The organism is Mycobacterium hackensackense, from assembly GCF_025822555.1.
Classification (GTDB): domain Bacteria; phylum Actinomycetota; class Actinomycetes; order Mycobacteriales; family Mycobacteriaceae; genus Mycobacterium; species Mycobacterium fluoranthenivorans.
Genome location: NZ_JACKUC010000038.1, coordinates 130,643 through 142,658, shown reverse-complemented (window position 1 = coordinate 142,658; position 12,016 = coordinate 130,643). Strand labels below are relative to the sequence as shown.

Below are 12,016 nucleotides of genomic sequence, written 5' to 3'. Positions count from 1 at the left end.
GGTATCAGGTTGCGCATCAACGGATTCGGGCGACGGTGTCGGTGTTGGGCGGATACCGCTGGGGGCCGCCGAGTCGGCCACGGCCACAGCTACTTCGATCAGCCATCAGCCGGGAAACCGAACGGTAGTTCCGGGCATCAGGCGAACGACGCGGCCGTGGCATTCCACTTCGATCCCGGCGGCGTCGCGTGGATCCACACTGATGATGACGCCCTTTCCGCTGACTCGCAGGTGCAGGTGCAGTCCGCGGTAGTGGATCGGTATTGCCAGCACACCAAGTGATTTCGGCCAGTGCGGCGATAGGATCAAACGATTGGACCGGGTCTCCAGCCCGGTGAAGCACCGCTGCATGAGGTCGACGGTTCCCGCCATAGCGGCCAGATGAATACCCTCGGATGTGGTTCCGCCCTGGATATCCGACACATCGGACTTCAGTGCCTCGGTAAAGAACTCCATGGCCCGGTCGCGATTGGCCCTGGCCAGCACCCAGGTATGCACGACACCGCTGAGGGTCGACCCGTGCGAGGTGCGGGCCAGGTAGTAGTCCACCATCTTCGGAACCTGTTCGGGCGAAAGGTGATAACCGAGCCGCGCGAGGATCTCCCGCAACTCCGTCGCCGACAGAAGATAGAGCAGCATCAGCGCGTCGGCCTGCTTGGATGCCTTGTAGCGGTTGACGTCGTCGTGCTCCGCCTCCAGGATGCGGTCCAGTCGTTGGATGTTGCCGTACTGCCGACGAAGGCGGTCCCAATCCAGTTCCGCCAGATCGCCGTATCCCTGGAACTGGCTGATGACCCCGTCGTGGAACGGGACGAACATCCGGCGGCTGACGTCGTCCCAGTGCGCCAGTTCGGCACTGCTGAGTCCGAGCGTTTCCAGCAGGTCCAGCCTGTTCGGCAGCGGCAACAGGTCCAATGCATCGATGGCCCGCATGATCACCCACACCGCCATCACGTTGGTGTAGGCGTTGTTGTCGATACCGTCGTACGGCGCATCGGGATAACCCGAGTGGAACTCATCGGGCCCGATCACGCCACGGATGCCGTACCGGGCGAGCTCGCCGTCGTAGGTCGCCAGGCTGACGAAGAAACGTGCCACCTCGGCCAGCAGCTCTGCGCCGTAATCGATCAGGTAGGCCAAGTCTCCGGTGACCTGGTAGAACTTCCAGGCGCTGTAGGCGACGGCGATGCCGATGTGGTGCGCACGAGCGCTCGCGTCGGGATTCCAATGGCCGCTGCGCGGATTGAGATGTAGCCGTTGACTTTCCTCGCGTCCGTCACTGCCGGACTGCCATGGGAACATCGCACCCGCGTAGCCGGCGGCCGCGGCGGCATGCCGGGCTTCCGGCAGCCGCCGGTACCGGTAGTTGAGCAGCGAGCGGGTGATCATCGGCAGCCGCAGGTTCAGCACCGGGAAGATGAACAGTTCGTCCCAGAAGATGTGACCGCGGTAGGCCTCACCGTGTAATCCGCGGGCGGGCACCCCGGCATCGAGGTCGGACGTGTTGAGCGAAACCGTCTGCAACAAGTGCAGAATATGCAGCCGTAGGATCCGCAATTCGTAGGTGAAGTCTTCGAATTCGATGGATAGCCGCTCCCACAGATGCACCCAGCCGGTCAGATGCCCGTCGAGTATCTCGGCGAATCGGCCGAGTCGGGCCAGCCAGCGCTCGGCGTCGATGGCAGGCTCGGATGTCGCGACATCCCGGCCCGTATAGACGGTGACGATCTTCTCGACCGTGACCGCCTCTCCGACCGACATCCGGACAGTGATGTCGTGACCGATCCTGGCGGCCTCGTCGAACAGCCGATAGGAGGCGGGGACGGGCTCGCCGTCGCGCCACACAGAGGTTCGCGCCGCCATCGCGATGGGGATCCGAGATTGCGTCGTCTGGGTGCAGAGCAGTACCGAATCGCGAGAGATCTCGCGCTTGTGCGCCGGGCCGAGGTGTTGGTTGGCCAGATCTCGGTACCGCTCGACCAGCGAGTTCGTCACGCCGCCGTCCAGGGCGGTGCGAATATCGACGGTCCCCGACCAGTCCTCGGCAAGGATCGTGGTCTCCAGCGCGCCGACGTGGGGCAGATGCATGGCGGCGAAACGTCGCTGCGTCAGGGTGGTCGTCCGGCCGGCATCATCGCGGATCCGGACATCTCGGGTCAGCACCGCGCCGCGAAGGTCCAGTGTCTGTCGGTAGGACAGGATCTCGACCTCGTCGAGGTCGAACCAGCTGCCGCCGTCGCACCGGAACGTCAGCGCAAGCCAGTTGGGCAGGTTCACGAGGCTTTCGTTGTCGATCTTGGTGCCGGAGACGTCATCGACGAGACGGTTGTACACCCCGGCTGCGTAGGTGCCGGGGTAGTGCACCTGGCCTGCCGCCGACTCCGGTGCGGCGCCCCTGGTGGCGAAGTAGCCGTTTCCCACCGTGCACAACGCTTCTCGGAGTTTCTCGGTCTGCGGGTCGTACTCGTCGAAGGTGTACTCCCACGACTCGCCCGACGCCTGGTGTTTATAGGCCAGCCATTTAGATCCGCGCTGCAAGAACTCACGTACCTGCTCGGGACTCTGCAGGCTGAAATGGGCGGCAGACTTTCGATCCCCGTCCTCATCGTGTCCGACGACGATCCCGATTCCGTCGAAGTGCACCGCGTCGAAGGCGTCTTCGTCGGTGAGGTCGTCGCCGATGTAGATCGGCAGCAGGGCACCGGCCGGATCGATGCGATCACGGATCCAGGCCAGCGTGGTGCCCTTGTCCCAGTCGATATCCGGTCGCAGCTCAACGAGCATGCGTCCGCTGGTTACCCGCAGGCCGTCTCGATGGCCGATGTGGTGAACCAGCGCCACGATCGCATCAACGTGTTCCGGCGCGACCTCGCGGTAGTGCACCGCGACAGCAAAACGCTTGTGCTCGATGCGAACACCCGCGATCGTCGCCAGCGCGCTGGTCAATTCGGCTGCGGCCTGCTCGAACAGGGGGACCGACGCCGCCGCCGCTTCGTTGCAGTGGTAGGTGCCCTCCGGTCCGGTCAGCTCGAAGCCGTGGCTGCCCGCGTACCAGATGCCGGGTATGCCGACCCGGGCGCGGATATCGGCAAGGTCGCGACCGCTGAGGATGGCCACCGGGCACACCGCCCCGACGAGTTCCAGCGCCTCGGCTGCGCCCTCGACCAGCGCGGCTGCATCCGGGTCGGAGACGATGGGCGACAGCGTCCCGTCGTAGTCGAGGAACATCAGCGACTCTCGGGCACTGGTGATCCCGATCAGCTGACCGTACGAGGTCAGCGCATTCGGCAGCGTGGAGATCCGTTTGTCGCCGCGCCGGACTGCGACGTCTGCCAAGTCGGCGACGATGGCGTCGGCGCCGCAGCGCAGCAAGTCCCCTTGCCCGGTGGGGTCGATGCCGATGACGACCGCGAACCCACCTTCACGGCCCGCCGTCACGCCGGCGCAGGTGTCCTCGACGACGACGCATCGTTGCGGCCGCACACCCAGTCGGTGCGCCGCATCGGCCAGCACCGCCATCCGGCTTTCGCCGCCGATCCCGTCGATGCAGACGTCGAACAGGTCGTCGACCCCGGCGGCCTTCAAGGCGTGCTGACAGCGCGGGTTCGACGAATGCGCCGCGGTGGCGACCTCGATGCCCCGCAGTTTTCTGGCCAGGTCGACGGTCGCCTGGAAGACCGGCGCGTCGCCGGTGAGCGCACTGTCGAGGTTGAACAGCACCGCGTCGTGGTAGCGCGGGTCGATGGTGACCGACGGCGTCATCGGGCCGGCACGAGTTGTGCCTCCAACTGCAGGATCTGACGGGTGGTCTTCACCACCGTGTCAGGATTGAGGCTCATCGACTCGATACCGACCCGGACGAGGAATTCGGCCATGTCCGGGTAGTCCGAGGGTGCCTGTCCACACAGCCCGGAGTGAATCCTGTTGCGACGGCAGCCTTCCACCGCGAGGCGAATCATCTCTTTGACGCCCTCGTCGCGTTCGTCGTAGTCGAAGGCCACGATCTCACTATCCCGATCGACGCCGAGGGTGAGCTGAGTCAGGTCGTTGGAGCCGATGGAGAATCCGTCGAAGCGCTTGGCGAATTCGTCGATCAGGATCACGTTGTTCGGGATCTCGCACATCGCGTACACCTTGAGCCCGTTCTCACCCCTCCGCAGCCCGAGGTCAGCCATCGTCGCCAGGACGAGGTCCGCCTCGGCGATGCGACGCACGAACGGGAGCATCAGAATCACGTTCGTCAGGCCCATCTCCTCGCGAACCCGTCGCATCGCGCGGCACTCGAGCGCGAAGCCCTCCGCGTAGGCGGGATGTGCGTAGCGGGAGGCTCCCCGGAAGCCGAGCATCGGGTTGCTCTCGGACGGCTCGAAGCCTGCCCCGCCGAGCAGGCTGGCGTACTCGTTAGTCTTGAAGTCCGACATCCGGACCACGACCGGCTTGGGCCAGAAGGCGGCGGCGATGGTGCCGATCCCCTCGGAAAGGCGCTCCACGAAGAAGGCGCCGCCGTCGGGATAGCCCTGCGTAAGCCGATCGATGGTCCGACGCGCCTCGGGGTCGTCGACCACGTCGGGGTGCAGCAGGGCCAGCGGGTGGACCCGGATGTACTCGCTGATGATGAACTCCATCCGAGCGAGTCCGACGCCGTCGTTCGGCAGGAACGAGGTCTTGAAGGCGAGGTCGGGGTTCCCGAGGTTGATCATGATCTGGGTTCGCGGCCGGGCCAGGTCCGCCACCTCGGTGCGGTCCACATGGAAGCCCACTTCGCCCCGGTACACGCGACCCGAGTCACCCTCGGCGCAGGACACCGTCACCACCTGACCGTCGGGCAAGCGGGTGGTCGCGTCACCGGTGCCCACTACGGCGGGGATGCCGAGCTCCCTGGCGATGATCGACGCATGGCAGGTGCGGCCACCGCGGTTGGTGACGATCGCTGCGGCGGTCTTCATGACCGGCTCCCAGTCGGGCGTGGTGGTGTCGGCAACCAGCACCTCGCCCGGTGTGAATTCGGCCAGCTGGGTAAGGTTGTCGATCCGTTTCACCGCACCCGTTGCCACCTTTTGGCCGACCGACCGACCCTCGACGAGTATCTCCCCTCTGCCTTCGAGTACATAGGACTCCAGCGCCGTCGCGCTGTGCTGGGAGGCCACCGTCTCGGGGCGGGCCTGCACGATATACAGCTTTCCGTCGATACCGTCCTTGGCCCACTCCATGTCCATCGGGCGCCCGTAGTGCGCCTCGATGGTGCACGCATACCCGGCGAGCTCCAGGACATCGGCGTCGGTCAGGCAGAACCGTGCGCGGTCGGCCTTCGGGGTGGGGATGTTTCGCGTCGTATTCTTCGTCTCGCCGTCGACGAGGATCATCTTCACCGCCTTGTCGCCGAGGAGGCGCCGCAACACGGCGCGGTGGCCGGCAAGGTAGGTCGGCTTGTGGACATAGAACTCATCTGGGTCGACCGCGCCCTGGACCACGTTCTCGCCGAGACCGTAGGCACCGGTCACGAAGACGGCGTCGCGAAAGCCCGACTCGGTGTCGATGGAGAACATCACCCCCGACGAAGAGATGTCGGAGCGCACCATCTTCATCACCCCGATCGACAGCGAGACCTTGAAATGGTCGAAGCCCTGGTCGATGCGGTAGTGAATGGCGCGGTCGGTGAACAGGCTGGCAAAACAGCGGCGGCAGGTGTCGAGGAGACTCTCTTCACCTTTGATGTTGAGATAGGAGTCCTGTTGGCCGGCGAAGCTGGCGGTCGGCAGGTCCTCGGCGGTCGCCGAACTACGGACGGCGAGACTGACCTCCTCGCCGTACTCCTGCTGTAGTGCGCGGTAGGCATCCCGAATCTGGGCGGCCAGATCGTCGGGAAGTCCTGCGCCGTATACGATCTCGCGGGCGCGCTTGGCTTTTCGCGACAGCGCAGCCACGTCGGTGGGGTCGAGGCCGTCGAGTTCGGCTTGCAGGCGGTCCCAGGCGCCGGCGTGGTCCAACATGTAGCGGTAGGCCGCAGCGGTGATGGCGAACCCGTGTGGGACCCGGACGCCGTGGCTGGACAACTTCTGGAACATCTCGCCCAGCGAGGCGTTCTTACCGCCTACCAGCGGGACATCGTCGATGCCGAATTCCTCGAAGAAGCGGACGTACTCGGATGTACTCATGACCTGTCCCTCTCGTCGCGCGTCACGCCACGTCGCAACTGCCAACCTCCCATCCCGGCTCGCACGATGACAGGGCCGAAGGTCACTGGAATGGGTTACAGCGACGGGATCGCCCAGCACGTCGGTGGGGGTCAGCGTGGATGTCGGCACTCCGGAAGGTTGACCTGGGACGAAGGATGGCTAGTCAACCGAGGCCCTTGTCCTCTGTTGCACGACCGCAATCGTCGTCAGAATCCGGCTTGTGTGCAGTTGGTGCACTGACCAGACCGAAGAACTGACGAGGAGGTCACGATGGCGATTCGAATGGGCGTGAACGGCGTCGTCCGGGTCGGGCGCGGAACTTGCCCGAGATCACCTGCACGGGCCTGATGAGGACCATCCACCTGGTCAAAATCGTCGGCCGGTGCGACAACGAGTGGGGCTACTCCCGGCGACCGGTCGACCTGACCGGTCTACCGTTGGGGCGCTTGCGGATTCGCACGTGTATCCGCTGATGCGCCTTATAACGAAGACGACTATTCGGCAAGGCGAAGGCAGGTCGATCGTGGTAGCGTCGCGACATCGCTTTCTGATCACGTGGGGCGGTGGATGACTACCGATATCGCGACGATTCTCGACCGGTATGCGCGCGACCGCACCGGGCTCATCGACATCTTGTGGGATGTGCAGCGCGAGTCCGGCTATATCTCTGCTGAAGCCGCTGCCGGGATAGCCGATTGGCTTGGGTTGACCGCCGGGGACGTTCTCGAGACGGCGACGTTTTACCATTTCTTCCACACCACGCCGTCGGGCCGGCATCGTATTTATCTGAGCAACAACGTCATCGCCAAGACGCGCGGCTATCGCCAGGTGTATGCCGCCCTGGAACACGCGACCGGAACACGGTTCGGCGGGCCCGGCTCGCATGACTTCGGATTGTTCGAAACCGCGTGCATCGGGTTGAGCGACCACGAGCCGGCGATGCTGGTCGACGATGTCGTATTCACCGATCTGACACCCGCCACTACCGCCACGATCATCGAGCGCATGAAAAACGGTGAGTCCGCGGCGAACATCGCGAATCCTGCCGGCCTGCCGTGCGACGAGCTGGCGTATGTGGAAGCGCTGGTCCCCAGCGCCGTGCATACGACGGGGCCGGTGTTCTTCTGTGTTGACCCCGATTACCGAGCGCTACTGCACCGCTGCCTGGAGATGACGCCCGAAGCCGTGATCGCGACCATCGCGGAGTCTGGCCTACGGGGACGCGGCGGTGCGGGCTTCCCGACGGGCAATAAGTGGAAGTTGTGCCGCGCGGCCGCCGGCGCCGAGAAATACATCATCTGCAACGCCGATGAGGGCGAACCAGGGACGTTCAAGGACCGGGCTCTGCTGACCAACTCGCCCAAGCAGGTGTTCGCAGGTATGGCGATCGCGGCCCACGCCGTCGGCGCCCGTCACGGCATCTTCTACCTTCGCGCCGAATACGTGTATCTGCAGGCCTACCTCGCCAGGCAGTTGGCCGAGTTACGCGACGACGGGGTACTCGGCGACGGCTTCGATATCCGCATCCAGCTCGGTGCCGGTGCCTACATTTGTGGTGACGAATCCGCGCTGATCGAATCCTGCGAGGGAAAGCGGGGTACGCCGCGGCTCAAGCCGCCGTTCCCGGTCGTGCAAGGTTTCCTGGGCCAGCCGACGGTCGTGAACAATGTCGAAACATTCGCCGCGGCGAGCCGAGTCATGGAGGAGGGCGCCGGGTGGTTCACGGCGATGGGGGTCCCGGGGTCAACCGGTACCCGGCTGCTCAGCGTCTCCGGTGACTGCGCCGCGCCAGGGATATACGAGGTGGAGTGGGGGGTGAGGTTGCTTGAGGTACTCGACATGATCGGCGCAGACGACGCCCGGGCCGTCCAAATCAGTGGACCGTCCGGCGAGATGCTCTCAGTGGCGGCCGACGGCGAACGCAGACTGGCCTACGACGATCTGTCCTGCAACGGCTCGTTCATGGTGTTCAACCACGACCGTGACCTGATCGACGTCGTCACGGACTTCACGCAGTTTTTCGTCGACGAATCCTGTGGCATCTGCGTGCCGTGCCGGGCCGGTAACGCGCTGCTCCGACAGAAGGTTGGCTTGGTGGCCGCAGGGGAGGCGATGCGGTCCGATCTCGACGACATGGTTGCCTGGGGTGGGATCGTTTCTCGCACCAGCCGATGCGGATTGGGCGTTACCTCTCCCAATCCAATCCTGACAACGCTGAACAAGTTCCCGGAGATCTACGTGGCCGGGCTTCGTGAGCCGAACGACGGTGTCCTGCCGTCCTTCGACGTGGAGGCCGAGCTTTCCGGCTATGCGCGGGCCGTTGCCGAACTCGCACCGCAGGAGTCATCGTGACCATCGGGATCGAGATCGACGGTAATGCCGTCACCACCGAGAAAGGCAGGACACTCGTCGACGTGGCCGCGGAGGCGGGCGTCTACATCCCGACGTTGTGCTATCTGAGCGAACACCCCGCACTGGGGACGTGCCGGGTGTGTTCGGTCAGAGTCGACGGCACGGTCACGGCGGCGTGTGCGGTCCAGGTCAGCGAGGGGATGCGCGTTGAGGTCAACGCTCCCGAACTCGCCGACATCCGCAAGGCTTTGGTGGAGATGTTGTTCTCCGAGGGCAATCACAACTGTCCCAGCTGTGAGAAATCCGGTCGGTGCACACTGCAGGCGGTCGGCTACGAGGTGGACATGGTGGTCTCGCGCTTTCCGTACCAGTTCCCCGAGCGGGTCGCCGACCATGCCTCGGAGAGGATCTGGCTGGACCGAGACCGGTGCATCTTCTGCCAACGATGCGTGGAGTTCGTTCGGGATCTCAACACTGGCAAAAAGATCTTCAGCATCAGTGGCCGTGGGGGAGATGCTCGTATCGAGATCGACATCGAACTGGCCAACGCCATGCCCCCCGAGCAGGTCCGTGAGGCTGTCGACATCTGCCCCGTGGGAACGATCCTCCAGAAAGGGGTGGGCTATGACCAGCCCATCGGCGAGCGGAGCTACGACCTCGAATCGGTGAAGGACCGGGCACTGGAACCGTCGAGGAGGGGTGAGAATGACAACATCGGACACCAATGAGTTTGCATCGCACGAACTTCCAGCCACACCGCTTGACCCCGAACTCGCCGCCACGCGCGCGGCCAAAATCAAGATCTCGATGATCAGCCTCTGCGGCTGCTGGGGATGCAACTTGTCGTTGCTCGACATCGATGAGCGGATGATCACCCTGTTGGACAAGATCACGATACTGCGATCGTCGTTCACCGATATCAAGCGCATTCCGGAGCGGTGCGCGATCGGATTCATCGAAGGTGGGGTCGCCAACGAGGAGAACATCGAGACGCTGCGGCACTTCAGGGAAAACTGCGATGTGCTGATCTCGGTCGGCGCCTGTGCGATCTGGGGTGGGGTACCGTCCCTGCGTAACCCGGTCGGGCTCAAGGATTGTCTTGCCGAGGCCTACACGGACTCTCTGACGAGGCCGCCCGGCTCACGTCCGGTGGTGCCCTTCGACCGGCGGATCCCGGTCCTCACAAATAGCGTGTACCCGTGCCACGAGGTCGTGCACATGGACTATTTTCTGCCTGGCTGCCCGCCGAGCGCCGACGCGATCCTCGACGTGCTCGAGGATCTGATCAACGGGCGCCCGGTGAATCTGCCCAAAACACTGAACCATTTCGACTGATCGGGGACAGCGGGCATGGCGAAGACGATCGTGATCGATCCGATCACCCGCATCGAGGGACATGGGAAGGTGGTCATCGAACTCGATGACCACCACCACGTCACCGATGCCAAGCTGCATGTGGTCGAGTTCCGCGGCTACGAGAGGTTCATCCAGGGTCACCCCTATTGGGAGGCGCCGGTCCTCATGCAGCGAATCTGCGGCATCTGCTGTGTCAGCCATCATCTGGCCGGGGCCAAGGTGCTCGACGACATGATCGGGGTGGGCCCGGCGTCCGGGACTCGTCTCACCTCCACCGCCGTCAAGATGCGCCGCCTTGGTCACTACGCGCAGATGCTGCAGTCGCATGTCACGGCCTACTTCTATCTGGTCGTGCCGGAGATGTTGTTCGGCATGGATGCCGCACCCGAGCAACGCAATTTCATTGGGCTGATCGAGGCCAATCCTGATCTGATGAAACGTGTTGTCCGGCTGCGTAAATGGGGCCAGGAGGTCATCGAGGCCGTCTTCGGTAAGCGCATGCACGGTATCTCCTCAGTGCCCGGCGGCGTGAACAAGAACCTCTCAGCCTCCGACGTGGATCGATTCCTGCGTGGCGAGGACGGACTGCCGTCTGTCGACGAGGTCATCGAGGACGCTCAGCTGGGTCTGCAGATGTTCTACGACTTCCACGAGCAGCACCGTGTCGAGGTGGACGGCTTCGCCAACGTTTCTGCGCTGAACATGTGTCTGGTGGATGAGGACGGGAACGTCGACTATTACGACGGCAGGCTCAAGGTGGTCGACGAGCAGAAGAAGGTCGTACGTGAATTTGATTACCGCGACTATCTCGAACACATCTCCGAGGGAGTCGAAAAGTGGAGCTACATGAAGTTCCCTTACCTCACCGACCTCGGCCGCGATGCCGGGTCGGTGCGGGTAGGTCCGCTGGCGCGGCTCAACGTCACACGATCCTTGTCGACCCCGATCGCCGCGGAGGCGCTGGACAAGTTCCACTCCTACACCGGCGGACGCACCAATAACATGACGCTGCATACAAATTGGGCGCGAACCATCGAGATCATCCACGCAGCCGAGGTGGTCAGGGACCTATTGAACGACCCAGACCTGCAGAGGGACCAGCTGGTAGTCACACCGGGTGCGGACGCCTGGGTCGGGGAGGGGGTCGGTGTCGTGGAAGCACCTCGGGGCACCCTACTGCACCACTACCGTGCCGATCGCGAAGGGAACGTCACCTTCGCCAACCTGATCGTCGCCACCACACAGAACAACCAGGTAATCAACCGGACGGTGCGCAGCGTGGCCGAGGACTATCTCGACGGCCAGCCGGAGATAACCGAGGGCATGATGAACGCCATCGAGGTGGGGATTCGGGCCTATGATCCGTGCCTGAGCTGCGCCACCCACGCGCTGGGTCAGATGCCGTTGATAGTCACGGTGGTAGATGCGAAGGGCCACGTGCTGGATGAACGTCAACGCTGAGCCGCCTTGCTTGTCGCGCGATATCTTCACCAATTCGACCTCGTTGATCTACGGCATCGGAAACGTGGGACGACAGGACGACGGATTGGGCTGGGCCTTCGTCGACAGGCTCGAACAGTGCATTCCTGCACTACCCGCGCACCTCCGCCGTACCTATCAGCTCGGTTTCGAAGACGCGGATTTGATCAGTCGGTATGCGCGAGTGCTGTTCATCGACGCCACCAAAGATCCAGCGGTGGAATCGTTCACGCTCAGCCGGCCCGAGCCCAGACTGGATCTCAGCTTTACCTCCCATGCGATTTCGGTGCGGGCGATCCTGGCCACCACCCTGCAGTGTTTCGGGCAGATCCCCGACGCTTACCTGTTGGCGATCCGCGGCTATGAATGGGAACTCCAGGAGGGATTGACGGGCCCCGCCGAAAGCAACCTCGAGGAGTCACTGGACCTGATCTTGAGGCTGGCTAGCCGTTCCGAGATCCAGCACATTGCGGCGTTCGACCCCAGCCGTCTCGGAGCGAGCTTGGGCGATCTCGGTCGAGAGGGGGACCCGTCGAGTTTGATACGGCCCTGCGCATCGCCCTCGAACCCTAGCAGTTCGTTCACCAAATAGATTCCAACACTTACTGATTCGCGCCCAATTCATCACAGTGGCGAAGTGATCGGACACAAGT

7 protein-coding genes are annotated in these 12,016 nt (G+C 63.7%); 5 read left to right on the top strand and 2 right to left on the bottom strand.

Annotated elements, in window-relative coordinates:
- Positions 1 to 105: 105 nt before the first annotated feature.
- On the bottom strand, positions 106 to 3,762 hold the full coding sequence (otsB, locus tag H7J86_RS29360) for a trehalose-phosphatase (RefSeq protein WP_267295262.1): 3,657 nt from the start codon (positions 3,760 to 3,762) through the stop codon (positions 106 to 108).
- Positions 3,759 to 6,155, bottom strand: a complete 2,397-nt coding sequence (gene ppsA, locus H7J86_RS29355; protein WP_267295259.1) for a phosphoenolpyruvate synthase — start codon at positions 6,153 to 6,155, stop codon at positions 3,759 to 3,761. Before ppsA ends, otsB begins: the two co-directional genes overlap by 4 nt.
- 588 nt (positions 6,156 to 6,743) lie before the next feature.
- Here ppsA and H7J86_RS29350 point away from each other — a divergent pair.
- Genes H7J86_RS29350 through H7J86_RS29330 form a run of 5 tightly spaced genes read left to right on the top strand, consistent with a single transcriptional unit; the run spans position 6,744 to position 11,955 of the window.
- Positions 6,744 to 8,528, top strand: a complete 1,785-nt coding sequence (locus H7J86_RS29350) for an NAD(P)H-dependent oxidoreductase subunit E (protein WP_267295257.1) — start codon at positions 6,744 to 6,746, stop codon at positions 8,526 to 8,528.
- On the top strand, positions 8,525 to 9,256 hold the full coding sequence (locus tag H7J86_RS29345; protein WP_267295254.1) for a 2Fe-2S iron-sulfur cluster-binding protein: 732 nt from the start codon (positions 8,525 to 8,527) through the stop codon (positions 9,254 to 9,256). The genes H7J86_RS29350 and H7J86_RS29345 overlap by 4 nt, the downstream gene beginning before the upstream one ends.
- On the top strand, positions 9,234 to 9,863 hold the full coding sequence (locus H7J86_RS29340; protein ID WP_267295252.1) for an NADH-quinone oxidoreductase subunit B family protein: 630 nt from the start codon (positions 9,234 to 9,236) through the stop codon (positions 9,861 to 9,863). The genes H7J86_RS29345 and H7J86_RS29340 overlap by 23 nt, the downstream gene beginning before the upstream one ends.
- A gap of 15 nt (positions 9,864 to 9,878) precedes the next feature.
- On the top strand, positions 9,879 to 11,345 hold the full coding sequence (locus tag H7J86_RS29335; RefSeq protein WP_267295250.1) for a Ni/Fe hydrogenase subunit alpha: 1,467 nt from the start codon (positions 9,879 to 9,881) through the stop codon (positions 11,343 to 11,345).
- Entirely contained in the window at positions 11,329 to 11,955 is a 627-nt protein-coding gene (locus H7J86_RS29330) for a hydrogenase maturation protease (protein ID WP_267295247.1), read from the top strand. Before H7J86_RS29335 ends, H7J86_RS29330 begins: the two co-directional genes overlap by 17 nt.
- The last annotated feature ends 61 nt before the right edge of the window (positions 11,956 to 12,016 follow it).

Coding starts and splice junctions, on each gene's coding strand:
- H7J86_RS29350 (WP_267295257.1), top strand. CDS start 6,744: ATGACTACCGATATCGCGACGATTCTCGACCGGTATGCGCGCGACCGC.
- H7J86_RS29335 (WP_267295250.1), top strand. CDS start 9,879: ATGGCGAAGACGATCGTGATCGATCCGATCACCCGCATCGAGGGACAT.
- H7J86_RS29340 (WP_267295252.1), top strand. CDS start 9,234: ATGACAACATCGGACACCAATGAGTTTGCATCGCACGAACTTCCAGCC.
- ppsA (WP_267295259.1), bottom strand. CDS start 6,155: ATGAGTACATCCGAGTACGTCCGCTTCTTCGAGGAATTCGGCATCGAC.
- otsB (WP_267295262.1), bottom strand. CDS start 3,762: ATGACGCCGTCGGTCACCATCGACCCGCGCTACCACGACGCGGTGCTG.
- H7J86_RS29330 (WP_267295247.1), top strand. CDS start 11,329: ATGAACGTCAACGCTGAGCCGCCTTGCTTGTCGCGCGATATCTTCACC.